We start from the raw sequence: 26,381 nt of genomic DNA, 5'->3' as shown, positions 1-26,381 counted from the left end.
AGGACGTCCTGCGGCGGCGCCGAGAAAAGCCGAGTGCCGTGCCCGCCACCCGAAAAAAGTGACGAACACGGCACTCGGGCCGACGCTTCCTCAGTGGAAGTCGGGTCGCAGGATGTCGATCCCGCGGGTGTTGTCCGCGACGTAGACGTATCCGTCGTGCCAGTACGGCGCCCACGACATGGCGTCCGCGGGCCGGAAGTAGGCCACCTGCTTCGGATGCGCCGGGTCCCGCACGTCGAGGAAGCGGGTGCCCTGCGAGTAGAAGGACTGCACGAGGACGTCGTGGTGCACGGAGAAGTAGTGGGCCGAGCAGTCGTCGGTGTCCGTCCGGCTGCCCTCCTGGCCCGCCACGCTCCAGGTGCCGACCGTACGCAGGCGGAAGGGCTTGTCCGGAGTCGACCGCCAGCCCTCACCCCCGTACGAGCCGTGCAGCGAGGCGATCACCAGCCGGCCGTCGTCGGCGCAGCCGGGGTTGAACGCCTCCTCGGTGCCGTAGACGAGGTCGCCGCCGCCCGGCGCCTCGTGGGCGGTCGAGCCGACGGGCCGGAACGAGTTGTGCATGAACTTGGACGGCGCCGCGGTCTCGCTGATGCCGCCGCCCGCGTACGGGATCGGGTCCCAGGCGCGGGCCACGCGTACGGTCCGCTGGACGGGGTCCCAGTGTCGTCCCTGGGTCCAGTAGCCGCGGATGCCGCCGCGTCCGGACGCCCACGTCACCCCGGCCGCGTCCACCTGGATGTCGTGGACGTAGTCCGTGGTCCCGTCGTTGCGGCCCAGCTCGATCGGCTGGGCGAACGTGCGCGGATGCCTCGGGTCCCGTACGTCGGTGACCCAGACCGGGCGGCCGCCCCAGTCGGCGGGCATCCAGTCGGCCTTGGCCGGGCCGCCCGTCCAGAGGTACCGGCAGTCGTCGACGCAGCTCGTCGTGTGCCCGGCGGGGATCTTCTCGTACGCGAGCTGCACCGGCTTGGCAGGGTCGGCCAGGCTCACGATGTAGACGCCGGACTCGCCGGTGTGCGTGTTGCCGTTGAAGGCGCGCGGGTCGCGCGCCATGAAGACCAGCTTGCGGTGCGGGTCGGCCTCGGTGTCCTCCGTCTCCCACATGCCCGGCATGGACAGCGTCCCGAGCGCCTTCGGCGCGGCCGGGTCGGTGACGTCATAGGTCTTCAGGCCGAACTCCCCGGAGACGTACATCACCTTCCGGTGCCCGTACGTCAGGAAGCCGAGGGAGATCGCGCCCTTGGCGTCGGGGAGGGTGGCCGCGAGTCGCACTCCCTTCACGGCGCTGGAGGGCGGCAGCGGGGCGGCGTGGATCTGATGTGCGATGACGTCCTGCTGGACGGCGGGCTTGGTCGCCTGGTCATCGTCGTCGCCGCCGGGCGGGCAGGCGAGGGCGGGACCGGCCATCGTCACCACGGCGGTGGCCGCGGCCAGGACGGACAGGGACAGGGTGCGCAGGGCTGTCACATCTCTCCTCGGGTCTGGCGAAGGAGCATGATCTGACCGGACGCTATACAGCGCGGTCAAGAGGATCAAGGGCTCGGCGCGGCCACCGGGCTCGGCGGTGAGGTGCGCGGCCGGGAGGACGTCCCGCTCATCGTCGCCGTACGGCGATCCGCGTCGCGCTCGGAGCGCGGTCGTTCATCGCATCATTAACCGATCCTGAAGCGGGCCTTAAGCGCCTGTCGCCGCGGTTCCCCGGCCGCTTCGCTGGACACCTGACGCGGTCGTCACCGAAGAAGTCGTCACCGAAGAAGGGGAATTCGTGAACAGCAGGATGATCGGCAGAAGGTCGTTCCTCGCGTCCGGCGCAGTCCTCGGCGCCGCGGCGCTTGCCACGGGGTGCGCCCCCGCCACCCGGGCCCGGCGGACCTCGGCGACGGCGGGCGGCCTGCCGCTGACCGTCGTGAACCGGACGGGGCGGTACGCCGGCGGGTCGATCTTCATGTACATCGTCGGCGTCGACCCGGCGACCGGGACCCAGGGGCACGTGACGGCGGACGGCAGGTTCGTGCCGTGCGCGTCGTCGGACAACGGGTCCGGCGGCAACACCGACTACGCGATCCCGCTGCAGGGCTCGGGAGACACGACGGTCGCCCTCCCGAAGATGTCCGGCCGGGTCTACTTCTCGCTCGGCGACCGCCTGCGGCTGCGGGTTGTCACCGACGGCAACGGCAAACCGGCCCTGCAGTATCCGGCGGGCTGGGTGAAGACCGACCCGAACTACGGGATCCTGCACGACTGGATCGAGTTCACCTACAACGACGCCGGCATGTTCTGCAACACCACGATGGTCGACATGTTCAGCGTCCCGCTCGCCATCCGGCTCGCCGGGACGCGCACACAGACCACCGGCACCCTCGTCGACGGCGGCCGCGACCAGATCTTCGCCGCGGTGGCGAAGCAGCCGGAGTTCGCCCGGCTGGTCGTCGGGGACCGGATGCGCGTCATCGCGCCCGGTCATGGCATCGAGGCCGGGCTGTTCCCGGCGGACTACTACGACGCGTACATCAACGAGGTGTGGTCCAAGTACGGGGGGACGCCGCTGACGGTCCGGACCGACGCGGGCACGTTCACCGGGAAGGTCGCCGGGGACCGCCTGTCCTTCACCGGCGGAAGCCGGACGCCCGCGTCCATCGCCCGGCCCTCGACCCGCGACGTCCTCTTCTGCGACGGAGCGCTCGCGGCACCCAACGACGGGGTCACCGGCCCGGTCGCCGCGATCCTCGGCGCGGCGTTCAACCGGTCGACGCTGCTGTCGGACGCGAGCCAGCCGGTCACGGACGCCGCCCGGTTCTACCGGGCATCGGCCACCAACCACTACGCGCAGGCGATGCACGCGGCGTCCCGGGACGGCGCGGCGTACGGCTTCGCGTTCGACGACGTCGCCGGCCACGCCTCCTACATCCAGGACAACGCGCCCACCTCGGCGACCGTCACGCTGACGCCGTTCTGAGCCACGCCATGGTATTAATAATAAAATATGGTTAGTTGTTGGGACTTTATGGCCGGAATCGGTCAGCAGCGCCCTGTGGACCGATCCATCCTCCGCGCGGGCGCCCGGGAGCGGAGCCGCCGCCGAGGCGGCCCGCGCCCCGGACCACCGACGGCGACGGGCCAGGACGTCGGCGCAGGCCCCACCGCCCGCCCCGGCGTCCGCCCGGCCCCGGCGCTCGCTCGTCCGAGGGGTGCCCGGTCCCGCCTCACCGCTCCCCGGTCCGACGTATCGGGTACCTGTCAGCCCGGACGAGTGGCCGTTCGTCTTCCTGTTGAATCACGGGGGACGAGCGGGCCGGTGAGGGAGGGGCGACGGGCATGAGCGAGACGACGTCCGGGCGGTACGCCGGCCGGGTCGGCCTGGTGACCGGAGGAGCGTCGGGCATCGGCGCCGCGACCGCCCTCCGCCTGGCGGCGGAGGGCGCGGCGGTGCTGATCGTCGACGTGTCGCCCGACGGCGAGGCCGTCGCGAGCCGCGTCCGGGACTCCGGCGGCCGGGCGGTGTTCCTCGCCGGCGACGTCAGCCGGGAAGAGACCTGGGAGCGCGCCGCCCGTACGGCCGAGGAGTCGTTCGGCGCCGTCGACGTCCTGGTCAGCAACGCGTACGTCGTCGAGGTCGCGCCCGCGCACGCCATGTCGCCCGACTCCTGGCGCCGCCAGATCGACGTGTGCCTGACGGCCGCGTTCCTGGGCGCGCGACGGCTCCTGCCCGGCATCGCCGAGCGCCGCGGCGCCATGGTGATCACCTCGTCGGTGCACGCCCTCGTCGGGCTGCCCGGCCACCCGGCGTACGCGGCGGCCAAGGGCGGCCTCGTCGCGCTGACCCGGCAGCTCGCGGTGGAGTACGGCCCGGCTGCGCGCGTCAACTGCGTCATCCCCGGCCCGATCATGACCGCCGCCTGGGACCGCGTGGCCGAGACCGACCGGGCGAAGAGCGTCCAGGCCACCGTGCTCCAGCGGTTCGGCGAGCCGGACGAGGTGGCCGCGGCGATCGCGTACCTCGCCTCGCCGGACGCCTCCTACGTCACCGGCACCGCCCTGACGGTGGACGGCGGCTGGAGCGTTACAAAGGACTCGGCGTGACGCGTGGCGCAGGGCGGCTCCGAGGCAGTGGATCGCGGCCGGGGGATGGCGGCGGCATGACGCGTGGTTCCGGGCGGGCCGGGCGCCGTGGATGCCGGTCGGGGGATGGCGGCGGTGTGACGCGTGGTTTCGGGCGCGGTGGGTGGCGGTCGGGGGATGGCGGCGTGATGCGTGGTTTCGGGCGGGGCGGGCGCGGTGGGTGGCGGCCGGGGCGCGACAGGGCCCTCGGCGGGACGCGTCGCGCCGAACGGGACGGGGGCTGACGTCGTGGCGTCCTACAGCGGCCGTGGGCTGCACGGACAGACCGTCGAGGCCGTCGCCAACATGATCTTCACCGGGGAGTTCTCCGACGAGGACTGCATCGACATCGCCGGGCTGCAGGACAGGCTCGGGGTGAGCTCCACGGCGCTGCGCGAGGCGCTGAAGGTCCTCGCGGCCAAGGGGCTGATCTCCGCCCGGCCCAAGCGCGGCACGTTCGTCCGGCCCCGGGCGGACTGGAACCTCCTGGACGGCGACGTCATCCGGTGGAAGTTCGCCGCCGGACCGGACGACGCCTTCCTCCACGACCTCCACGAGATCCGGTGCATCATCGAGCCGAGCGTCGCCGGGCTCGCGGCGCGACGGCGCGACGCCGCGCAGCTCGCGGCCCTGCAGAAGGCACTGGAGCGGATGGACCGGGCGCGCGGGAACGTCGACGCCACGACAGCCGCCGACCTGGAGTTCCACCGGGCGCTCCTCGTCGCCAGCGGCAACGAACTGCTGATCAGGATGGACGTCATGATGGGCGCCGGCCTGGCGAGCCGCGACGCGCTCGTGCACAGCGCGGCCGGCACCGCCGACGCGGTGCCGAGCCACCGCGCGGTGCTGGAGGCCATCCGCGCCGGAGACGCCGGCGCCGCCGAGGAGGCCATGCGCGCACTCCTCCTGCAGTCCTGGCGCGACCTGGACCGGGTCCGCGGCGAACATCGGGTCCACGACGAACACCGCGTGAACACGCGTACGGAACGGGAAGATCGGGGCAGAGAACAGGAATGAAGATCGCCAGGATCGAGACGTTCCTCGTCCCGCCGCGCTGGATGTTCTGCCGTGTCGAGACCGACGACGGCCTCGTCGGCTGGGGCGAACCCGTCGTCGAGGGCCGCGCCGAGGTGGTGCGCACCGCCGTCGACGTGCTCGCCGAGTACCTCATCGGCCAGGACCCACTGCGGATCGAGGACCACTGGCAGGTGCTGACCAAGGGCGGCTTCTACCGTGGCGGCCCCGTACTGTCGAGCGCGGTCGCCGGACTCGACCAGGCGCTGTGGGACCTCGCGGGCCGGTACTACGGGGCACCGGTGCACGCCCTGCTGGGCGGGCCGGTCCGCGACCGGGTCCGCGTCTACGCCTGGGTCGGCGGCGACGAGCCCACGCGCCTCCGCGACGCGCTCGCCGAGCAGGTGGAGGCCGGCTTCACCGCCGTGAAGATGAACGTCTCCGGCCGCCTGTCCCGCGTGCCCACCGCGGCGGAGATCGGCGAGATCGTCGAACGCGCCGAGATCGCCCGCGACGTGCTGGGCCCCTCACGCGACTTCGCCCTCGACGCGCACGGCCGCGCCACGGTGCCCGCCGCCCGGCGGATCATCGCCGCCGTCGCGCCCCTGCACCCCATGTTCGTGGAGGAACCGGTCGCCCCCGAGTACCTCTCCCGGCTCGGTGAGCTGGCGAGCGGCACCACCGTTCCGCTCGCGCTCGGCGAACGCCTGTACTCCCGCGCCGACTTCCTGCCCGCCCTCCAGGCGGGCCTGTCGATCGCCCAGCCCGACCTCTCGCACGCCGGCGGCATCTCCGAGACCCGGCGCATCGCCGTACTGGCCGAGACGTTCGACGTGCAACTCGCGCCGCACTGCCCCCTGGGGCCGATCGCGCTGGCCGCCAGCCTGCAGGTCGCGTTCGCGACGCCGAACTTCCTGATCCAGGAACAGAGCGCGGGCATCCACTACAACACGGACGCCGAACTGCTCGACTACGTTCTCGACCGGGCGCCGTTCACGTTCACCGACGGGTACGCCGCGCGGAGCGACCTGCCCGGCCTCGGCGTCTCCGTGGACGAGGCCGCGGTCCGCGAGGCCGACCGGCGCCCCCATGCCTGGCGCAACCCGGTATGGCGGCACGACGACGGATCCCTGGCCGAGTGGTGACCACGGAGACCGTGATCGACGCGACGGCACCGGCCCGACCCGTGACCCGACAGCGTCGGGCAGGGGCCGTGACCGGCAGCGCGGAGCCCCGGACGGGCCCGTGCGGTGTTCCCGGTGGTGCCGGGGACGGTCGTGACCGGCAGTGCGGACCTGGGGCGGTGCCAGCCGGTGGTGTTGGGAAGGGCGACCGGCTTGACGGACGTGCGACGGGCCGGTGACCCGGCAGCGACAGAAGGACGGTGATCTCCATGACCGAGCCGACGAGACTCGACGGGACGGAACTGCTCGCGGCGTTGCGCGCCCGGCGGATCCTCGGAATCATCCGAGGCCGTGACCCGGACGCGTCCGTACGGGCCGCCGTCGCCCTGGCCGAGGAGGGCGTCGACCTGCTGGAGGTGTCGCTCACCGGCGCGGACGCCCTGGCCGTGATCACGCGGATCCGCGCGGAGCTGGGGCCGGACTTCCGGCTCGGGGCGGGCACCGTGCTGCACGCGGAGGACGCCGACGCCGCAGTCGGCGCAGGCGCGTCGTTCGCGGTGACCCCGGCGATGGGGGAGGGCGTCACCCGGGCGATCGAACGGGGGATGCCGGTCCTGGCTGGGGCGCTCACGCCCACGGAGCTGTGGCAGGCGCACCTGCTCGGGGCCACGGCGGTGAAGATCTTTCCGGCAGCTCAGTACGGACCGGGCTACCTCCGTGCGCTGCGGGACCCGTTCCCGGACGTCCCTCTCATCCCCGTGGGGGGTGTGGACGCCGAGCACGCGGAGGAGTACCTCGCGGCCGGCGCCGTCGCGATCGGTGTCGCCTCCCCGCTCGCCGGTGACGCGCCGCACGGCGGCGACCTCGCCGCCCTGCGCGAACGCGCCCGCCGCTTCCGCGACGCCGTGGCAACCTGGACCACGTGAAGTGCCGCGACGCGTCGCGAGGGAAGGCACAACGGATCGCCGCGATGACGGCCCGCTGCCGGAGGCCGCGGTCGGCCGATCGACCATGGTGAGAGCAGGGGAGGGGCGTCGGCGTGATGCGACGTGTGTCCCTGGCCGGGGTGATGGTCCGGTGGGCGGCGGCGGTGAATGCAGGGAAGGGATGTCGGCGTGATGCGACGTGTGTCCCTGGCCGGGGTGATGGTCCGGTGACCGGCGGCGGTGAATGCAGGGGAGGGGCGTCGGCGTGATGCGACGTGTGTCCCTGGCCGGGGTGATGGTCCGGTGACCGGCGGCGGTGGACGCAGGGAAGGAGTGCCGGCGTGACGCGACGACGGTCCGTGGGCGGGCGCCGGCGGGCGACCGGCGGTGACGAGGACAGGGGAGGCACCCGGATGGGCGACGACCGGAGGATCGAGGTCGTCACGATCGGCGAGACGATGGCCGCCTTGCGCGGCGACGGCCCGCTCCGGCTGGGCGGTCCGCTCACCCTCTCGATGGCCGGCGCGGAGACGAATGTCGCGATCGGCCTGGCGCGTCTCGGGCACCGTGTCCGCTGGGCCGGTGTGGTGGGCGCCGACGAGCTCGGTGAGCTGGTCCTGCGCACGCTCCGGGCCGAGGGCGTCGACGTGACGACGGTCCGGTCCGATCCCACGGCACCGACCGGCCTGCTGCTGCAGGAGCATCGGGTCGCCCACATCACCCGCGTGCACTACTACCGCTCGGGATCGGCCGGATCGGCCTTGCGGGCCGACGACGCGGAAGCGGCGCTCACCGGCGGCGAGCCGCCCCGCGTCCTGCACGTCACCGGCATCACGCCCGCCCTCGGCCCGGACCCCCGGGTCACCGTCGAACGCGCCGTACGCCGTGCCCGCGAGGCCGGCACCCGGGTGTGTCTCGACGTGAACTACCGCTCCCGCCTGTGGGCGCCCGACCTCGCCGCCCGGGTGCTCGGCGAGCTCCTGCCGTACGTCGACATCCTCATCGCCTCCGACGACGAGCTCCCTCTGGTGGCGGGCGGGGAGACGGGCGAGGAGCGCGCGGTCGGTCAGCTCCTCGCCCTCGGGATCGACGAGGTCGTCGTCAAGCACGGCGGCGCGGGCGCGCGGGCCTGGTCGGCCGCGGGTTCCGTACGGCTGCCGGCGCGCACCGTTCCGGTGACCGGCACGGTCGGTGCCGGTGACGCATTCACCGCCGGTTACCTGTCCGGCACGCTCGACGGCCTGCCGATCGAGGACCGGCTCGACCGCGCCGTCACCGTGGGGGCCTTCGCCGTGGCCGCCGCCGGCGACTGGGAGGGCTTGCCCACCCGGGACGAACTCGCGCTCCTGGCCGCCCCGGACGGCACCACCCTTCGCTGACCGAGGCGTCGAGACGGCGCCGGCTCCCCGGGCGAGCCGGTGCTTCCGGCCCGCCCGGTGCGGCTCGGTGAGGTCTCCTGACCCGACCGAGGAGGGTGCCCGACGTCGCCTGGGCGCCGCGCGTGTGCGTGACAGTTCGCTACCGGATCGCTACCTGCTGATCCGACCGGCGAGCCTGAGGGACGCGGCCTCGCCCGCTCAGGCGCGTGCGTGGGCGCGGACGGCGTCCTCGATCGGCGTGTCGCCGCCGACGAGTTCGAGGGTCTGCCTGGTCGTGCCGGGGCTGTCGAGCAGCGCGACGATCACCGCCGCCACGTCGGCGCGGGTCACCGCGCCGCGCGGCACGGACTCTGCCAGCAGCACGCGGCCGGTGGCCGGGTCGTCGGTCAGCCGGCCGGGGCGCAGGATCGTCCAGTCGAGGTCACGCTCGCGCAGGTCCTCTTCGGCGGCCGTCTTGGCGTTGATGTAGGCGGCCCAGACATCGTCGCGGCCCGGCACCGGGGGCTTGCCGGCGCCCATGGAGGAGATCTGCACGAACCTCCGGACCCCGGCCCGCTGCGCCGCGTCGGCCATCAGCGCCGACGCGGCCCGGTCGACGGTGTCCTTCCGGGCGGCGCCGCTGCCGGGCCCGGCGCCCGCCGCGAACACCACCGCGTCGGCCTGGTCCAGGTGGACCGCGACGTCCTCCAGGCTCGCGGACTCCAGGTCACAGACGACGGGGGCCGCTCCGGTGGCGGTGACGTCGGCGGCGTGGTCCGGGTTGCGGATCAGCCCGACGACGCCGTCGCCACGCGCGGCGAGCAGCCTTTCGAGACGGAGGGCGATCTTCCCGTGCCCTCCTGCGATGACGATTCTCATGCGCCTCACAACGCCCTCAGGTGGTGACGATCTTCCCTCGAACGGCCGCTCACGCGATCTCCAGCACGATCTTGCCTCGGGTGTGGCCCTCGGCGTTCAGGCGCTGGGCCTCGCCCGCCTCGACGAGCGGGAAGGTCTTCGCGACGGTGACGGTCAGCCGTCCGTCGTCGACGAGGCCCGCGAGCGCGGAGAGATCCGTGGGGTCCGGCCGTACGAAGACGTACCGCCCTCCGCGGTCGATGACGGACGGGTCGATGATCGACGCCCAGCGGCCCTTGTCGGTCAGCAGATCGGGGGTGACCTCGATCGCCGCGCCGCCGACCAGGTCCAGGGCGGCGCTCACCCCGCCCGGCGCGAGGCGGCGCACCTCGTCGGCCAGGCCCGGCCCGTACGCGACCGGCTCGGCCCCGAGCTCGCGCAGGTGATCATGGTTGCGCGGGCTCGCCGTGCCGATGACGCGGGCGCCCTTGGCCCGGGCGATCTGCACGGCGAACGAGCCGACGCCACCGGACGCGGCGTGAACGAGCACCGTGTCCTCCGGCGTGATCGTCAGGGCCTTCGTGAGCGCCTGGTACGCGGTGAGCCCCGCGAGCGGCAGCCCGGCCGCCTCCGCCCACGACAGGCCCCTCGGCTTGCGGCCCAGCGTGCGCACCGGCGCCGAGACCAGCTCGGCGTACGTCCCGCGCTCGAGGTGGTCCTCACGGACGTAGCCGATGACCTCGTCGCCGGGTGAGAACTCGCTGACGGCCGGCCCGACCCGCTCGACCACCCCCGCCAGATCCCATCCGGGGATGATCGGGAAGTGGGTCGGGAACAGGGCGTCGAGGTACCCCTCCCGGATCTTCCAGTCCACCGGGTTCACTCCGGCCGCCTTCGCCCGTACGAGCACGGAGTCCGGACCGACCTTGGGCTCGGGCACGTCGGTGAGTTCGAGCACCTCGGGCCCGCCGTATCGCTGCATCGTTATCGCTTTCACACACTCAGCGTTACCCGAGCCCCGTCGCTCACACCTCCTCAGTGCCGTGTCGCGCCCGGCAGCGGATGTTCCGGGGGCGTGTCGGTCCAGCCGGCGGTCCGCTTCAGATCGAGGTACTGGATGGTCCCCGGGGTCGCCTTCGGGTTCATCGCACCGTGCCGGATCACCACGACGCGGGTCGCCATGAGGAAGTCGCTCGACGGGCGGATGAGGAGCTGCCACTCCAGGGTGCCGAGCGCGGAGGTGTGCTCGGTCATCGCGACGCCGAGCGCGGGCCGGCCCAGCGGGTCGCGCACCTGGCCGAGGCTGCGCACTCCCGGCAGACCGGCGAGCATCCGGTAGACCGCCGCCCGCACCGGTGGCGCGAGCGGACGGCTGTCGGCGTTCAGCAGCTTGGCGCCCTCGCGGAACAGCCACACGTCCGGATGCGCCGGCATGGCGTCGTGGTCGCGCATCCATTCCAGCATCGCCATGCGCAGCCGGGCCGGGTCGGTGGGCAGCCGCGCCGGATCGCCCTCGTAGATCGTGTTTCCCGCGAGTTCCGGCCCGTCCGGCATGTCGGGGACGTTGATGCCGTAGTCCGGGTCGGTGTTCTCGTTGGGCTGGGGAGATCCGTCCGCCCGGTACGCGGCCGCGTCGGCGGCGGAGACCGGCTGGAGCCTGGTCCCGCCCGTGTCATAGGAGACGACGCCTTCACCGTCCCGCCGGTCCGTCGGATACCAGCTCTCCGTGGGATAGCTGGCGAACAGTGTGTACCGGTGACCGCGATGGTCGCGGTAGAGGGTCTGCCCGACCTCCCCTTGTGTGTGCCAGAACCGTCCGGTGTTCGTCGCCTCCGCCTCCTGCGCGGCCGCCATCAGCACGGCATTCGCCGGTCCGGACGTGACGTACCGCTGCTTGGGAATGGAGTCGGGGACCAGGAGGTCCCACAGCACCACGGCGGCCACCGCGAGTGCGACCACCGGGATCGCCCACCGGCTCGTACGGGCCCGCGGCGCCCGGGGGCGTGAGTGCGGCGGTGCCGGTTCTTCGAGGATGCGCCGCAGCAGGGCTTCGGCCCGCGGCGAGGCGGCCGTGTCACCGAGGTCGTTCTCCGGAATCGGGTTGGCCGCCGTCAGCCGGTCGTGCAGGTCCTTCATCGAGACTCCTCCGAGCGCTGGGTCCGTACGGCGGCCGGAGCGGCGGAACCCCTCACCGGCGGGCCGTCGAGCAGGGCGGCCAGGCGTTTGCGGGCGCGGTGGGCCCGGACCTTGAACGCGGTCACCGAGCACCCGGTCACGTACGCGGCGCTGCGATGGTCGAGGCCCTCCCAGCTCAACAGCAGCAGCGTCTCCCGGTCCCTCGGCGCCAGCTCGGCCAGCGCGGCGCGCAGCTGCACGTCCTCGACGACGCCGGTGGCGTGATCCGGTACCTCCAGGTGGCCCGCGGCGAGATGACCCGCGACGCGGCCGGCGAGGCGCACCTGCCGCCGAACCGATCGCCGCTGGTTGGCCAGGCAGTTGTGGGCCGTCCGGTACAGCCAGGGCAGCGGGTCGTCCGGCAGCCGGCCGATGTGCCGCCACGCGGCGGTGAACGTCTCGGCGACGACGTCCTCCGCGTGGCCCTCCTCGGTTCGGCGTAGGGCGTACGCCAGGATCCGGGCGTGATATCGCCGGAACAGCGCCGTGAACCGATCCGCCTCGTCTTCATCGCTCATCTATGAGATCTCCGCCTCGCATCCGCCGTTGCCATCCCTCTGTTAGGTCCGGCGCACCGGAGGTGGTTACGGCCGATCTTTTCGACGAGAGGACGGGGCCCGGCGGACGATCAGTGGAACCGGGCGTATCCGGCCAGCCCCAGGAGGATCAGTGCCGCCGGGCCCAGCACCAGCAGCGCGGTGAGCAGGGCACCGCGGCCGAGCTGATATCCGAGGGGGATGAGACGTTCCGGCCGTCCGGCGGCGCGCCAGGGACCACCCGGTTCGGCAGCGACGGGACGCTCGGTCGTCGCACGACGCTCGGTGGCGGCAGACCGGCCGTCGGCAAGCCGATCCCCCGCGCCCTCGTTATCGGCAGATTGGCCGTCTGTGGACCGGCCTCCGTCGGCAGGTCGGCCGGCCGCGGGCTCGTTATCGGCGGACCGGCCTCCGTCGGCAGGTCGGCCGGCCGCGGGCTCGTTATCGGCGGACCGGCCTCCGTCGGCAGGTCGGCCGGCCGCGTGTCCGTCACCGGCGGACCGGACGCCCGCAGGCGGATTCCCGGCAGGCCCGGCGTGCCCGCTCTGGTCGCCGGCATGCCGGTCTCCGCAGGTCCGGCTTCCGCCCCCCTCCGGACCTGTCGGGGTCCTTCCGGCGAGGTGCTCGTCCGTGCCGTCCGTCACCGGGGACGTCGAACCGGCGGGCACCGGGCCCCCCTGCTCCTGAGGCTGCCCGCCGATCGGAAGCCCGGCCGCCCAGCCGAACAGGTCGGCCAGCGCGGCCGGCGAAGTGTCGAGGCCGGAGGCGAGGTACCGGACCTCGCCCGCCGTGTGTTCGAGCGTGCGGATCGTGTTGCCCAGTCCGACGCCCTCCAGCCAGCCGCGTACGTCCTGATCGACGCCCTGCCCGACCGACGTCCTGCGCAGGACGTCGGCCTTGGTGACGACCACGGCGATGCGGCGCTGCCGGCCCTGGTCGTCGCGGGAGCGCAGGTCGGTCAGCAGGCGTTGCAGCGTGTCGGCGGGGTCCTCCTCGGAGGTCGCGGTCGACGCCTCCACGAGCAGGCGTTCCTCCCAGGACAGCGCCGGGCGCAGTTCGGGCAGGGCGAACGGGTCGATGACGAACAGCAGCGCCTCGCCGTGGTCGAGGTAACGCAGCCGTTCGACCCGCGTCGCGCCGGTGTGCAGCTCACCGGCCGGGTCGAACAGGTAGAGGATCCGGTGCCCGGCGGGCAGGGCCAGGTCCAGCATGGTCGCAGCGGGCAGTTCGGGCCCGGTCTTGGCCGGTCGCCCGCCGCCGTCGAGCTCGGCCAGGGCGTCGGCGTAGGCGCGGGCGTCGCGGGCCTCGGCGAACTCCGCGCGCCCACCCGCTCCGGCGGCACCGGCTCGCAGGGCGCGCACGGCCAGGAACATCAGCGTGGTCTTGCCCGCGGCCGGCCCGCCGACGAACGGCAGCGGCTCGACGCGGGCCCGCCCGATCCGGCCGGGCAGCCGGCGTTCACAGTGCGGGCAGTACGCGCTGAGCCGGAACCGGCCGAGCAGGATCATCGTGGGCAGCCGGGCGCCACAGCGGCACACGTGGTGCAGCGCGCCCAAGCGGTTCGGGATGAGCCGGAAGTGCCGTGCGTCGCAGCGCGGGCAGGCGTACGCGGGCAGCGCCAGCCGCTGGTAGCAGCCCGGATGGGGGCAGGCCAGCAGAATCCGGCGGTAGGCCGCCCAGACGCGTTCGACCGCGCCGAGCACGACGACGCAGACCGACCAGCCCACGAGGCCGGCGCCCGCCACCAGGACGGTCACCACCGCGAACACCAGGCCGGCGACCGCGAGCGGCAGTGCCGCCACTAGGACGCCCGCGCACAGCGCCAGCCAGAGCGGGAACAGCGCGAGCCCTTGGGGGAGGGCGAGCATCCGCGCGGTCAGCGTGGTGACGCCCCAGCGCGCCCGCTCGAGGCACCACGGGACCGTGCCGAGCGTCACCGCCCGGGCGTCCCGCCACACCTGACCGAGCAGATACTGCGGATAAGCCGGATCCCGAGGCCCGGCGGCCGGACGAGGGAGCGGAGAGGGCCCGTCGACGGCGGTGGCCGTCAGGGCCCGCCACGCGATGAGGAAGAACCGGCCGATACCGGCACACGTCGCCGCGACCAGCGCCGCGGGGGCCGCGAACGGCACGACGAACACGAACTCGGCCCAGACCAGACCCACCCACAGCAGGAACGCCACGGCGTAGACGACGGGCATGACCTCACGCTCCCCGCCGCCGTGACCCCCGCCACGCCGCGGCCAGCCCAGGGTCGCGGTCGGCGAGCGCCGACTCGATCTGCCGCCGGCCGAACCGCCCGAGCCCGTCCGCCCACCTCTCCAGCGGCGCGGCGGTGACGTTCGCGTCCGCGAGGCGTACGCCGATCTCCGCCAGATCAGCGCGGGCACGCCGGTCCAGGCCGGCGGCGAGCCAGTGCCGGATCAGAGCGTCGCGTACGGCGCCCGGCGCCGCGATCAGCACCCGCGCGCGTGCCAGGGGCGTGCGACCGGCGAGGACCCGTGCGACACCGGCCAGCGCGCGCTCGGCGAGAGCGGCGCCGGCCCCGACGCCACCTTCGGTCTCGTCGCCTCCGTCCCGGCCCGCTGGTGGTTCGCCGGGCCGCATGGCCGCGAGGAACCGGGCGACGTCCTCCTCCGGGCCCGCCCGCAACACGTCGCCGTAGGCCAGGACGGTCCGCGCGGCGTCGGCAAGGTCGGGCAGCCGCTCATCGATCAGCCGCGCGAGCCGCACCGTCTCCTCGGCCTCGAGCGGTACGACGTCGAACACCCTGCGCGGCAGGCCGCGCAGGACGGCGAACCGCGGCAACACCGGCGCGAGCCGTTCGACCAGCCACCGGCACTCGGGCACCGTCGGCGGCTCGCTCCACAGCACGCCGAGCAGTTCTTCGAGGTCCGGCAGGCCGTGGACCTCGAGCGCGATCAGCCCCGCGGTGGCCGTCAGGCGGTCCGCGCACGCGGAGAGGACGAGCCCGCCGGTGCGCGGAGCGCGGGTCCAGTCCCGATCGCCCAGGGCGGCACACGCCTCCGGCGTCAGCATCGCCCGCCGCACCGCCGCAGGAGCGGACTCCGCCCCGGTCACGACTCCGGCGACCATCGCCTCTCGCCAGGCACCGGGAGTGGCCCGAATCGCGGCGGCCACCTCGCCGTCGCCTCGGCGCGCGCAGGCGGCCGCGGCCGCGACCACCCCGTCGGCGTCGATCGCGCCCCCGACCCGGTCCGCCAGACCGACGACCCCGGCGAGCATCCCCAGGTCGGCCGCCTCGGCGATCGCCGTCCGGAACTCCTTCGGAAGCCCGCCGCGCAGCCGTACCGCGGGCAGCCGCCGCCGCGCACCCGGCTCGGCCAGCGCCAGCCGCACGCAGTGCTCGGCGGCCTCCGGTACGGCGTCCGCGAGGGCCGCCGTCAGGTCGAAGCCGAACGCGGGCAGCACGGGCGGCACGGCCGACCGCACCCAGCCCGGCACCCCCTGATCACGGACGAGCCGCGCGGCCACCTGCTGCTCCGCGGCCGACACGGACGTGTCCCCCCGGCACAACGCCAACAGCGCCGCCGCACCGTCCAGTCGGGAGACACCACCTGACCGGTCGGGAGTCCCTGGCGCCGCGCCGTCGGCCGGCGAGACCCGGCGCGCGCCATCACTCCCACCCGCCGCCGAGCCGCCCGGCGGAGAGACCGGCCCCGACTCGCCGGAGTGGTCTCCCTCGGATGCGCCGCTGGTGACCCGCGCCGCCGCACCCTCCCCAGGGAAGGCCGGATCCGAGCCACCCTCCTCGCCGATGACTTCGCCGACGGCGTCGATGCCGTCCAGGTCGCCGGTTCGCCAGCAGTCCGCGATCACCTGCGCGAACCGGCCCGGCGGCGTGCCGGGGCGCACGAAGGGTTCGTCGAAGCGGAAGCCGCCCTCCGGGCAGGCGGCCGGGACGGTGCCGACGACGAGGTACGGCGCGGCCTCCGGATCGGCGGTGTAGGTGATGAAGGACAGGCCGGCCGCCATACCGGCGGGCAGTGAGTACGACACCACCGCGATCCAGCGGGCGATCAGCTCGGCGTCCTCGGCGACGAGGACCACCCGTCCATGCCCCGCGACCAGCACGGTCGTCACGGCGTCGAGGACGGAGGCGAGGCGGTCGTGGGCGCGTTCGCCGTCCAGCCACGCGACCAGTGACTCCGGGTCGAACGCCGCGCCGGGCGGCAGCCCGGCCGACGGATCCCAAGACGACGCGCCGTCCCCTTCCGACTCCTCAGGAGACGGGCCGCCAGGCGAGGCGTCGCGCAGAGTGGCGTCGCGCAGAGTGGCGTCGCGCAAAGGGGCGTCGCGCAAAGGGGCGTCGCGCAAAGGGGCGTCGCGCAAAGGGGCGTCGCGCAAAGGGGACTCCCCGTTCGGGGAGTCCCGCAGAGAGACGTCCCACAGGGACGAGTCCCCTGTCGCGGTGTCGCGCGAGAGGGAATCCCTCGGCGCGGCACCGCGCAACGACGAGTCCTCCAGCGAGGAGTCTCGCAAGGCAGAGTCCCACAACGGGGAGTCCCAGAATTCGATCGGCCGCAGACCCGCCATCTCCTCCGGGGTCGCGACGACGGCCTGCCCGAGAAAGTTGCCGTACCGGCCGGAGTAGTCTCGGCCGGTGTAGCGGCAGCGGGCCAGCACGGCGTACGTGCCCTCCCGCCCGTAGACGAGCGCGGTGGGAAAGCCCGCCAGCTCGTCGGGGCCGGGAGCGGACGAGGCCCCCGGCGGCGGGTGGTACGTCATGTACGGCGTGACGGCGCGGGCGACGTCCGGCGGCGTGCCCGGACTCATCGCGACGAACTGGAACCCGGACCGTCCGGTCGGACCCCGGGCGGCCGACGTGTAGGTCAGCCGCCAGATCATCTGCGCCCCCGGTCGAGCGTCTCGACCGCGCCTGCCCATCGGCGACGACACGTCAGCTGCCGGATCATCTGCGCCCCCGGTCGAGCGTCTCGACCGCGCCCGCCCACAGTCGACCACTCGCCAGCCGCCGGATCATCCGCGCGCTCCGTCGAGCATCCCGAACCGGTACAGCAGCCACAGCAGCGGGTCCTCGACGCGGTGCGGCCGGATGCCGCCCGTACCGACGGCCCCGTCGCGTGGCACGCCGCCGAGCGCGGACACGCCGAACAGGCCGTACTCGGCGTATTCGTGGCCGAGGTAGCGGTCCAGTTCGCCGGCCTGCCAGTCGTGCAGCAGCGCCCGGACCTGCTCGTGCACAGCCTCCCGGTCGTCCAGGTCGAGCACGTCGGACCGGTCGCGCTGCCGCTCCAGCGCCCCGTCCAGCGGCAGCGCGTCGATCTTGGTGAGGGCCACGGCGGCGGGCACCGGCAGCCGCCTGCCGTGCGGAACGTCGCGCCCGGCGCGCAGCAGCTCGGTGACCCGGGCGATGACGTTGACGGGATCGCCGTCCGGGTCGCCCTCCCCGCTCTTCAGTTCGAGCGGGTCGACGAGGAAGATGATGGCGTCCGCCGCGGCGAGGTACCGCAGGTGCAGGTCGGTGACGTCACGGCTGCGCAGGTCCTCGCCCGCCGTGTCGAACAGCACGAGCGTCAGGGACATGTCGCGCTGCCGCAGGTGCCGGCGACGGGTGCGGGTCAGGAGGTACACCAGCGGGTCGCGCGGCGCGGTCACGGCGCTGGCGGTCGCGGCCAGCAGCCGCCGCTCCCCGAACAGCGGGCGGTGGAAGTCGCGCTTGTAGCGCTCGATCGTCCGGTCGTCGCAGGCGACGAGCGAGGTGCCGAGCTCCGCGCCGATCCGGTGGGACAGCTCGTGCAGCAGCACCGCGATGTAGGTGCTCTTGCCGGAGTTCTTCGCACCCACCAGCGCCACGATCTTGCCCGGCGTCTCGCAGTACGCCGCGGGCAGCGGGTTGTGGCACTCGGGGCACGCGCGCCGGGCCGTCGTCTGGCCGCATTCGGGACAGACGGCGCGCCGCGCCGGCGCCCGGCCGATCCGCAGGCGGCCCGGCTCCGGCGGCGCGAACACCGGGGGCAGCGACGCGGTCGCCGTGGACCCGGTGTAGGCGGCCAGCCTCTCGTCGAGCCGTGGCGCGCAGCCCGGCCCTCGGCCGGGACTGCCCGCACAGCGGAACGCGATGCGCTCCCGCGCCACCCGCGCGAAGCAGTAGGGACAGGTGACGGACGCCATCAGTCTTCGCGCTCCACTCGGGCCACCCGCTGCGGGAGGCGGCATGGACAGCTGCGGGACGCTGTCCGGCTCGCGTGCTCCGGCCGAGGTGCCCTCCGTACGAGGCGGCGCGGACAGGTGACGGACGCCGTCCGGCGCGTGTGCTCTGGCCGGGGTGCCCTCCGTACGAGGCGGCGCGGACAGCTGCGGGACCCCATCCGGCTCGCGTGCTCTGGCCGGGGTGCCCTCCGTACGAGGCGGCGCGGACGGGTGACGGACGCCATCAGCTCTCGCGCTCCGGTCGGGTCGCGCTTCGCATCAGGCATCCCCTTCCGGTGTCGCGTCGCGGGTCTCCCATCAGTCCACCTTCAGGTGGCGGACCGGGGGGTCGCGCAGGTCGATTGTGTCGTCTTCGGCGAAGCAGCGCAGCCAGAACGGCCGGGGCAGCCGAGGCAGCGTCACCTCCAGGCGCGCGGGCACGTCCAGGTCCTCCCAGGACATCACGGTCCGTCCGTCGGCGGGCCGCTGCGGCATGGGCCCGGATCGGGTGACGAGGAGGAGCCGCCGCAGGCGTACGGGGGCCGCGGCGGTCAGCGTGACGGTGAGGGGACCCCGCAGGCGGGGGCGGCGTACCTCGTAGGCGACGGTGGTACGGCCGGGCACCACGGTGGTCATGGGAGTGCCGGTGACGCGCCGTCCGTGGGCGGTCGCCGCGGCGGCGACCTCGATGGTGACCGTCTCGTCCGGGGGAGCCGGGAGGCGGACGCCGCCGTGGGCGTCGTAGCCGGCCCGGCCGACGGGCAGCCGCCGCTCGTCGGCGCCGGTCCGCCAGACCACCTCGACCTCGGTGACGTCCGGCGGCCAGTCGAACCCCAGCATGATGACCTCGCCGCGGCGTTCGGCGATGAGTTCGCGCGGGGGCGTCAGGCTCACGTGTTCGCGGTAGGCCCCGACCGTGGCGACGTCGCCGGCGACCGAGACGGCCAGCAGCACGCCCGGGCCCGTCTGGACCGCGAGGCCGCCCGGGGCGGGTTCGGCGCGCAGGATCCGCCCCGCGCGGCGCACCTCGTCCAGCGGAAGTGTCGTGCCGGGCGGCCAGGGCGGCGGTCCGTCCATCGCGACGAGCTCGACCTCGCTGTCGGCCGGCGGGTCGAACGTGACGACGAGGCGTCCGGCCGCGTCGTGTTCGACGCCGAGCTCATCGACGGGATCCGGCCGGGCCGCGGGAGTGGCGGCGGCGTGCACGCCCGCGGTGACGGCCTCCCGGCCGTCGGCGCTGAGGTACACGGCGGCGATCCGGTAGTGGTAGGTCGTCCCGTTGCGCGCCGTCTCGTCGCGGAAGCCGGTGCGCGCCGCCGGGACGGGCGTGCCGTCGCGGGTGACGAGGACGCGCACGGCCTCCGGCGGGCAGGACCAGCGTCCCGCGACGACACCGTCCGCGGCGGTCACGGTGACGTCGGCGGGCTCCGGCCGTACGAGCACCGGCCCGGCGACGGCGGGCGCCGACGCGGCCGATCCCCGTGCGGCGAAGACCGCGTAGTAGACCGGGGCGTTCAGCGGGGGCGAGGGGTCGCCGGCATGCGTCGCCTCGGAAGGCAGCCGCTCGCCGTCACCGGGGTGCCGCGGGACCCGGCCGAGGCAGCGCACGACCACGTGCCCGATCTGCCCGACGCGGGACGGTGAGGGCGACCAGGACAGCGCGACGGCGACGCCGTCGACGGCCGCCTCGAGCCGGCTCGGCGCCTGGGGCGGCAGCCCGGCCTGCAGCTCGGCCGCTCCCGGCAGGTCGCCGACCAGCCGGAGCGCGTCGGCGAGCCGCAGCCAGGCCCCGTCGGGATCGGACAGCAGGAGCGAGGCCGCCTCCTGGCGCAGTGCCGTCGCCGCCGCGACCCGCCGTCGTGCCTCGTCCGCGAGGATCTGCGCGTCGCCGGACTGCTCCCCGGCGATCGCGGCCAGCTCGGCGGCGGCCTGCACCTCACCGGCGTCCATGAGGTCCCGCAGCCGCGCGGCGAGCCCGCCCGCCGGGGCGCTCTCCTGCCGCACCGCGAACACCAGGCGGCGCGCGTCGTCGGGGTCGACGCCGAGGTCCTCGACCGCGAACCGCAGCAGCGCCCCCTCCGAGGCCCGCTGCTGATGGCGTTCGCGCAGCCGGGCCACCACGTCATAGCGGACCAGCTCCGCGAGCCGGTCGCCGACCTGCCGGACCGCGACCAGGACGGTGTCGGCGTTGGTGCGGTTGCCGTCGTGCGGCCGCCGGCTCCACTGGTCACCGACCCATCGCGCCGAAGGCCGCAGGTCGGGAACCTCCCAGAGGACGCGCCCGGCCTTCGGCTCGCCGGTCAGGAACTCGGGCAGGTGCCGCAGGCCGAGCGCGTCGAGCGCTTCACGGGCGCGGGCGTAGCCGGCGTACGGCGGCGCCTCCGGCAGCGGGTCGGGCTCCCGGACCTCGATGCCGGTTTCGCGGGCGACGTCCGCGGCCTCGCCGCCGATCTCCCGCAGGTCGGCGGGGGAGAGCATCCGCAGCTCCCCGGCGGCGTCGAGCAGCCGGTCGCGAAGCTCCGCCCGGCGGCGGCCGGCCCGGTCGCCCGCCGCGGCGATCTCGGCGCGCAACGGTGCCAGGTCGCCCACCGCGGCCCGCTCGAACAGCGGCGCGAGGCGCAGATGGTCGCCCTCCATGCGGTCGACCAGCCGCCGGAATCGCAGCTGGCCGCGGGCCTTGCGCCAGCAGGTGCGCACCTGTTTGACCCGGTCGGCCACCTCGCGGGCGACGATCGGGTCCGGCAGGGCGTACCGCAGGCGCAGGTCGTCGGGCGGCTGGTCACCGGCCGCCCGCGCGGGCTCCAGCACTTCCCGGACATACCGGCGTTCGTCAAAGACCACTGCTCGTCGAAGGCCGTCAGTCGACGCGGATGTGGGCCAGGTCGGTGCGCGACTGGTGCACCTCTTCCTCGGACATGCCGCCGACCCGCACGTCGAGCGTCAGCTCCTCGGCGGTCTCCTTCTCCACCGCCGTGACGTGCAGCAGTCCGGAGGTGTCGAGGGCGAACGTCACCTCGATGGGCCAGCCGGCGGGCTTGCCCGGCGGGATCTTCAGCTCACCGTCGGCGATGGGGGTGTTGTGGGCGACCTCCGTCGACTCGGCGCTGCCCGCCTGCTCGACCACGATGATCTTGACGACCGTCTGGTCCTCGTCCACGGTGCCGAACTCCCGCATCTTGCCGCGCGGGAGCGGATCGTTGGCGTGGACGAGGTGGACGACGTGCTCCTGGGTCGTGTCCGGGTCCAGCGCGATCACGCCGAACGCGCGGGAGGCCACCGTCGTGATCTGCCGGGCGGCCATCGCCTCCTGCTCGGCCTCCGATAGGCCGGCGCGGGACGCCAGGTCCAGGGCCTGGTCCGTCTCGCCCTTGGCGAGCAGCTGCCGGTAGGTCTCCTCGAAGGCGTACAGCGCGGCGCCCTTGGCGACCGCCAGGTCGGGATCCTGCAGGCGGGGGCTCAGGGCCAGCTCGCCGGCCAGCCGCTGCTGCACGGCGGGCATCTTCGTGGAGCCGCCGACGAGGACGAGGTCGTCGTAGTCGGACACGCCCTTCCCTGCCGCGGTGGCGAGCGTGCGGCCGGTGATCTCGATGGTCCGGTCGAGCAGGTCCTTGGTGATCTCCTCGAACTTCTCGCGGGTGAGCTCGACCGTCGCCACCCGGCCCTCGTGCATGACGCGCACGACGTGCCGGGTGCGCAGCGACAGGGCCTTCTTGGCCTCCTCCGCGTCGTGCCGCAGCTGCTGCTCGGTGTGCTTGTCGTCGAGGGGGTCGCCGACGTCGGGATGCTCCTCGGCGAACCGCTCGGCGAGGTACTCCACGAGCCGCGCGTCCCAGTCGGCGCCGCCGAGCTCGTGGTCGCCGTCGGTGCAGACCACGGCGATGTCACCGCCGCGCAAGGTGATCACCGTGGTATCGAAGGTGCCGCCGCCGAGGTCGTACACGAGGATCGTGCGGTCCTCGGCGTCGCCGCCCAGCACGCCGTACGTGATGGCGGCGGCGATCGGCTCGGAGATGATGTCGATGACGTTGAGCCCGGCGATGTGGCCCGCCTTGCGGGTGGCGTCGCGCTCGGCGGCCCCGAAGTAGGCCGGCACCGTGATGACGACGTCGCGGACCTCCTCGCCCGTCGTCGCCGCCGCGTCGGCGGCCAGCTTGCGCAGGACGAAGGCGGAGATCTCCTCCGGGGAGTGGTCGCGGCCGTGCAGCTCGCGCGGCACCTCGTGGCCCATGTCCCGCTTGACCAGGCTCACCACCAGATCGGGGAACAGCACCGCGGTGTCCTTCGCGGGGGCGCCCACCACGACGTTGTCGGGGGTCTCGAAGTAGACGACCGACGGCGTGGTGTCGGTGCCCTCCATGTTGCGCAGCACGGCCGGACGCCCGACGTCGTCGACGCGCGCGATGCACGAGTGGGTCGTGCCCAGGTCGATACCGTAGACAGCCATCTCAATCTCCTCCGACGGGGTCGGCCGCCACCCGGGCGACGATCACCTCGGCACGTCGTGCGATCCGGTCACCACGGACGAAGCCGGCCCGCTGCACCTTCGCGATGGTGCCGTCGAGCTCGGCGTCGTCCACGTCCTGGGTGCCCGCCGGGCGGTGCCGTGCCGGGTCGAACGCCTCACCGGCCTCGACGGGCATGGGCTCCACCCCGGTACGGGCCAGCACCTCGGCCAGCTCGTCGGCGATCGCCGCCAGCAGCCGGGGCGTGTGCGCGGCGTCCACCGTCTCGCGCTCGGCCTCCCGCCGGACCAGGTCGTACAGGCGGAACAGCGCCGCGCGCACCGGCTCGAGCGCCGCCTGCAGCTCGCCGTGGCGCAGCCGCTGGTTGTCCTCGTGCAGCCGGTCGATGACCCGCTCGCGGTGCGCCGCCCGCTCGTGCTCCCGCCCGACCGTCTCGGTCAGCCCGGCCAGCAGAGAGCGGACGTCCTCGAGGGACGCCGCGGCCTGCGGGCAGGACTCATCGGCCGACCGGGAGCCGGGCTCGGCGCCGGGCGGCGGGGATCCGGTCCCGTCGGTGGGGGGATCGGGGTCAACGGGCATGGTCGGGAACCATAACTCTGAGTGAGCAAGGACGTCAGCCCATTGTCTCCATCACCGGAAGCGGGCACCACCCTTCCGGGGAGTTCGTTGTTTCCGCCCGTCACTTTTCCCCTATCCCGGACCTGGCATTTTTGGTCCAACCTTGCTTTCGTCACGGAGCGTGATATTTACGCCAACAGGCGATATATCGTGTGAAAGCGCAGCGGAGGCGGCTCGGACGCCTCGGACGGCTCAGCGGCTCGGGCGGCTCAGCGGCTCGGGCGGCTCAGCGGCTCGGGCGGCTCAGCGGCTTGGGGCGGCTCGGCCGGCTCGGTGCTCGGCGCCCAGCGGTATGACGGGCCTGCCGACACTCGGGAGGGTTTGACGTCCTCTGTCGTCCGCAATACGACAGGGGATAGAACGAGGCTTGTTGGCCACGACGTCGTTGTCGCGAACCTTCACGGTGACGGAGTCGAAGAACACGGAGAGAGGCCGGTCGATGCGCCAGCTCAGTGCTCTTGACGCGCAGTTCCTCAACGTCGAGTCGCGGGGGACGGTCGCGCACATCGCGGGCCTGGCGATCCTCGATCCGACCGGAACGCCGGGCGGCCGCCTCACCCTGGACGACCTCATGGAACTCATGCGCCGACGCATCCCCATGATCCGGCAGTTCCGCTGGCGGCTGGCCGAGGTGCCCCTCGGGCTCGACCATCCGTACTGGATCGAGGACCCGGACTTCGACCTGGAGTACCACGTCCGCGAGATCGCCCTGCCGCGGCCGGGCGACGACCGGCAGCTCGCCGACCAGATGGCCCGGCTGCACCAGCGGCCGCTGGACCGTGCCAGGCCCCTGTGGGAGATGTACCTCGTCCAGGGCCTCGAAGGCGGCCGGATCGCGCTCTACGCCAAGATCCACCACGCCCTCATCGACGGGGTCGCCGCCGCGCAGATCGTCGCGGCCCTGCTGGACCTGGAGCCCGAACCCCGCGAAACAGGGGTCGTCGACGACTGGCGCCCGGAGCGGCCGCCGAACGCCTGGAGCCTGCTGGCCGGCGCTGCCGCCCGCGCCGCCGTGCACCCCCTGCGGACCACCGGCGGGCTGCTGCGGGCGGTCCCGTACCTCGACACCTTCCCGGTGGTCGGGCGCGTGCCCGGCATCGGCGCCGTGACCGGCGCGCTGCGCACGGCCGCCCGTACGGGACAGGTCCCTCCTCAGATGGACCTGAACGCGCCGCGGACGCCGTTCAACGGGCCGATCACGCGGCACCGGCGGGTCGCGTTCGGCTCCCTGCCGCTGAATGAGGTGAAGAAGGTCCGCCACGCTCTCGACGCCAGCGTCAACGACGTCGTCATGGCCCTGTGCGCGACCGCCCTCCGGCGATGGCTGATCGACCATGACGCCCTGCCCGACCGGCCGCTCGTCGCCGCCGTCCCCGTCTCCACCCGGGCCCTCGACGACGACACCCACGGCAACCAGGTGTCGGCGATGTTCACGCCGCTGCCCACGCACCTCGCCGATCCCCGTGCCCGGGTCGAGGCGATGCGCGACACGATGACGACGGCCAAGCAGCGCCTCGTCGCCACGCCGGAGCGCTGGCTGCAGGAACTGACCGCCGTGGTGCCCGCGGCGTTCGGCGGCCTGACGGCCTGGGCGCTGTTCCGGCTCGCGCCGTCCGCCATGCCGCCGATCAACCTGGTGATCTCCAACGTCGCCGGGCCGCAGTTCCCGCTGTACCTGTGCCGGGCCGAGGTCCTCGCCTACCACCCGCTGTCGGTGGTCAGCGACCTGAGCGGTGGCCTGAACATCACCGTCTTCTCCTACAACGGCAACCTCGACATCGGCCTCACCGCCTGCCGTGAGATGGTCCCGGACGTGTGGAGCCTGATCGGCTACTTCGCCGACGCGCTCGAGGAACTGAAGGACCTGTAGTCCCGGTAGGCCCGATCACACGTCGGCGAACGGCCACCGCGGGCGGCGCGTGCCCGCGAAGGCGATCGACGTCCGCGCCCTCTATCGGATCGCCGCGCCGACCCGCCGCTCGGACATCACGGCGAGCACGTGCTCGCCGTCCGCGGCCTCTATCGGATCGCCGCGCCGGCCTGGCGCTGCCGCTCGGACATCACGGCGAGCACGTGCTCGACGAGGGCGATCAGCACCTGCTTGCCGGACTCGCGCCGACGCACGTCACAGAGGATCACCGGGACGCGTGGGTCCAGGTCGAGAGCCCCACGGATCTCCTCGGAGTCGTACCGGAGCGCGCCGTCGAAGCAGTTGACCCCCACGATGAAGGGCAGCCGCCGCCGTTCGAAATAGTCGATGGAGGGGAAGGAGTCGGCGAGCCGCCGGGTGTCGGCCAGCACGACCGCGCCCAGCGCGCCGAGCGCGAGCTCGTCCCACATGAACCAGAACCGGTCCTGGCCGGGCGTGCCGAACAGGTACAGGACGAGCCCGTCGCGGATGGTGATGCGACCGAAGTCCATCGCAACCGTCGTCGTGGTCTTGCGCTCAACACCGGAGGTGTCGTCGATGCCGACGCTGCGGTCCGTCAGCTGTTCCTCGGTCCGCAGCGGCTTGATCTCGCTGACCGCACCCACCAGGGTCGTCTTGCCCACCCCGAATCCGCCCGCGACAAGGATCTTCACGGCGAGCGGCATGGGAGCAGCGCCCCGCGAGGGGTCAGAGCGCCTGGAGTCCATTGAGCACTTCCTTCAAAACCCGTTCATTGGGAAGACGGTTCTCTGTTTCAGGCCGGCGTACGGCGATCAGCCCAAGGTCCAGCAGGTCCCCGAGAAGGACCCGGACGACTCCCAGGGGGAGCTTGAGCTTCGCCGAGATCTCAGCCACCGAGAGCGGGCGCACGCAGAGGTCGAGAATGGCCACGTGCTCCGGCCCGGCGCTCGGTGGAGCGAACGTCGACGTCGCCGCCGTCGCGATGATCGCGATCAGGTCGAAGCCCTCCCGGGAGGACCTCGTACGACCGCGCGTCAGTGCGTACGGCCGGACCACCGGCCCGGCCTCGTCGTCGAGCCATTCGCTCATTCAGCCGTCCCGCCTCGTGGGCCATCGCCGGGAGGGCGACACCATCGGGTGCCCGTC

General features: G+C 73.6%; 20 protein-coding genes. 7 read left to right on the top strand and 13 right to left on the bottom strand.

Going from position 1 to position 26,381, the window contains the following annotated elements; all coding sequences use genetic code 11:
* Positions 1 to 90: 90 nt before the first annotated feature.
* Positions 91 to 1,467: an LVIVD repeat-containing protein gene (locus ACQP2O_RS36665; protein WP_433173279.1), complete on the bottom strand. Its 1,377-nt coding sequence runs from the start codon at positions 1,465 to 1,467 to the stop codon at positions 91 to 93.
* A 310-nt stretch (positions 1,468 to 1,777) separates the two neighbouring features.
* Here ACQP2O_RS36665 and ACQP2O_RS36660 point away from each other — a divergent pair, with 310 nt between their 5' ends.
* The 6 genes from ACQP2O_RS36660 (at position 1,778) to ACQP2O_RS36635 (ending at position 8,541) form a co-directional block, all read left to right on the top strand.
* Positions 1,778 to 2,956 carry a glycoside hydrolase family 64 protein gene (locus tag ACQP2O_RS36660; RefSeq protein ID WP_433191267.1) on the top strand — a complete coding sequence of 393 codons (1,179 nt, stop codon included), beginning with the start codon at positions 1,778 to 1,780 and terminating at the stop codon, positions 2,954 to 2,956.
* 359 nt (positions 2,957 to 3,315) lie between these two features.
* On the top strand, positions 3,316 to 4,080 hold the full coding sequence (locus ACQP2O_RS36655; RefSeq protein ID WP_433173277.1) for an SDR family NAD(P)-dependent oxidoreductase: 765 nt from the start codon (positions 3,316 to 3,318) through the stop codon (positions 4,078 to 4,080).
* 267 nt (positions 4,081 to 4,347) lie between these two features.
* Entirely contained in the window at positions 4,348 to 5,115 is a 768-nt protein-coding gene (locus ACQP2O_RS36650) for a FadR/GntR family transcriptional regulator (RefSeq protein ID WP_433173275.1), read from the top strand.
* Complete coding sequence (gene dgoD, locus ACQP2O_RS36645) at positions 5,112 to 6,257, top strand: galactonate dehydratase (RefSeq protein ID WP_433173273.1); 1,146 nt, start codon at positions 5,112 to 5,114, stop codon at positions 6,255 to 6,257. Before ACQP2O_RS36650 ends, dgoD begins: the two co-directional genes overlap by 4 nt.
* Before the next feature lie 248 nt (positions 6,258 to 6,505).
* Positions 6,506 to 7,162 (top strand): bifunctional 4-hydroxy-2-oxoglutarate aldolase/2-dehydro-3-deoxy-phosphogluconate aldolase, encoded by a 657-nt coding sequence (locus ACQP2O_RS36640; protein WP_433173271.1) that lies wholly within the window; start codon positions 6,506 to 6,508, stop codon positions 7,160 to 7,162.
* 341 nt (positions 7,163 to 7,503) lie between these two features.
* Positions 7,504 to 8,541: a sugar kinase gene (locus ACQP2O_RS36635; protein ID WP_433173269.1), complete on the top strand. Its 1,038-nt coding sequence runs from the start codon at positions 7,504 to 7,506 to the stop codon at positions 8,539 to 8,541.
* 198 nt (positions 8,542 to 8,739) lie between these two features.
* Here the strand turns inward: ACQP2O_RS36635 and ACQP2O_RS36630 are convergent, their stop codons facing one another.
* From ACQP2O_RS36630 to ACQP2O_RS36585, 10 genes are all read right to left on the bottom strand, one after another.
* Positions 8,740 to 9,399 carry an SDR family oxidoreductase gene (locus tag ACQP2O_RS36630; RefSeq protein WP_433173267.1) on the bottom strand — a complete coding sequence of 220 codons (660 nt, stop codon included), beginning with the start codon at positions 9,397 to 9,399 and terminating at the stop codon, positions 8,740 to 8,742.
* A 49-nt stretch (positions 9,400 to 9,448) separates the two neighbouring features.
* Positions 9,449 to 10,375, bottom strand: coding sequence for an NADP-dependent oxidoreductase (locus tag ACQP2O_RS36625; protein ID WP_433173265.1), 927 nt, complete (start codon positions 10,373 to 10,375; stop codon positions 9,449 to 9,451).
* Between the two features lie 38 nt (positions 10,376 to 10,413).
* A complete protein-coding gene (locus ACQP2O_RS36620) occupies positions 10,414 to 11,514 on the bottom strand; it encodes a CU044_5270 family protein (RefSeq protein WP_433173263.1) in 1,101 nt (366 codons plus the stop codon).
* Positions 11,511 to 12,071: an RNA polymerase sigma factor gene (locus ACQP2O_RS36615; protein ID WP_433173261.1), complete on the bottom strand. Its 561-nt coding sequence runs from the start codon at positions 12,069 to 12,071 to the stop codon at positions 11,511 to 11,513. Before ACQP2O_RS36615 ends, ACQP2O_RS36620 begins: the two co-directional genes overlap by 4 nt.
* A 110-nt stretch (positions 12,072 to 12,181) precedes the next feature.
* On the bottom strand, positions 12,182 to 14,290 hold the full coding sequence (locus ACQP2O_RS36610; protein WP_433173259.1) for a TRAFAC clade GTPase domain-containing protein: 2,109 nt from the start codon (positions 14,288 to 14,290) through the stop codon (positions 12,182 to 12,184).
* A 4-nt stretch (positions 14,291 to 14,294) separates the two neighbouring features.
* Positions 14,295 to 16,958: a hypothetical protein gene (locus ACQP2O_RS36605; RefSeq protein ID WP_433173257.1), complete on the bottom strand. Its 2,664-nt coding sequence runs from the start codon at positions 16,956 to 16,958 to the stop codon at positions 14,295 to 14,297.
* Positions 16,959 to 17,090: 132 nt separating this feature from the next.
* On the bottom strand, positions 17,091 to 18,245 hold the full coding sequence (locus ACQP2O_RS36600) for a TRAFAC clade GTPase domain-containing protein (protein ID WP_433173255.1): 1,155 nt from the start codon (positions 18,243 to 18,245) through the stop codon (positions 17,091 to 17,093).
* Positions 18,246 to 18,581: 336 nt separating this feature from the next.
* Positions 18,582 to 21,071 (bottom strand): hypothetical protein, encoded by a 2,490-nt coding sequence (locus tag ACQP2O_RS36595; protein WP_433173253.1) that lies wholly within the window; start codon positions 21,069 to 21,071, stop codon positions 18,582 to 18,584.
* 49 nt (positions 21,072 to 21,120) lie between these two features.
* Positions 21,121 to 22,707, bottom strand: a complete 1,587-nt coding sequence (locus ACQP2O_RS36590; RefSeq protein ID WP_433173251.1) for an Hsp70 family protein — start codon at positions 22,705 to 22,707, stop codon at positions 21,121 to 21,123.
* A 1-nt stretch (position 22,708) separates the two neighbouring features.
* On the bottom strand, positions 22,709 to 23,305 hold the full coding sequence (locus ACQP2O_RS36585) for a nucleotide exchange factor GrpE (RefSeq protein WP_433173249.1): 597 nt from the start codon (positions 23,303 to 23,305) through the stop codon (positions 22,709 to 22,711).
* Between the two features lie 478 nt (positions 23,306 to 23,783).
* On the opposite strand from ACQP2O_RS36585, the gene ACQP2O_RS36580 reads away from it, so the two are divergent.
* Positions 23,784 to 25,214 (top strand): WS/DGAT/MGAT family O-acyltransferase, encoded by a 1,431-nt coding sequence (locus ACQP2O_RS36580; RefSeq protein ID WP_433173247.1) that lies wholly within the window; start codon positions 23,784 to 23,786, stop codon positions 25,212 to 25,214.
* Positions 25,215 to 25,363: 149 nt separating this feature from the next.
* Here the strand turns inward: ACQP2O_RS36580 and ACQP2O_RS36575 are convergent, their stop codons facing one another.
* Both ACQP2O_RS36575 and ACQP2O_RS36570 read right to left on the bottom strand, forming a co-directional pair.
* Positions 25,364 to 25,981 (bottom strand): GTP-binding protein, encoded by a 618-nt coding sequence (locus ACQP2O_RS36575; protein ID WP_360876753.1) that lies wholly within the window; start codon positions 25,979 to 25,981, stop codon positions 25,364 to 25,366.
* Complete coding sequence (locus ACQP2O_RS36570) at positions 25,962 to 26,324, bottom strand: DUF742 domain-containing protein (RefSeq protein ID WP_360876756.1); 363 nt, start codon at positions 26,322 to 26,324, stop codon at positions 25,962 to 25,964. The genes ACQP2O_RS36575 and ACQP2O_RS36570 overlap by 20 nt, the downstream gene beginning before the upstream one ends.
* Positions 26,325 to 26,381 lie beyond the last annotated feature (57 nt).

Origin of the sequence: Actinoallomurus sp. CA-150999 (assembly GCF_050942425.1) — a bacterium.
GTDB lineage: Bacteria > Actinomycetota > Actinomycetes > Streptosporangiales > Streptosporangiaceae > Actinoallomurus.
Note: the sequence above shows the minus strand (reverse complement) of the source record. Positions and strands in the feature narration are given on the sequence as shown.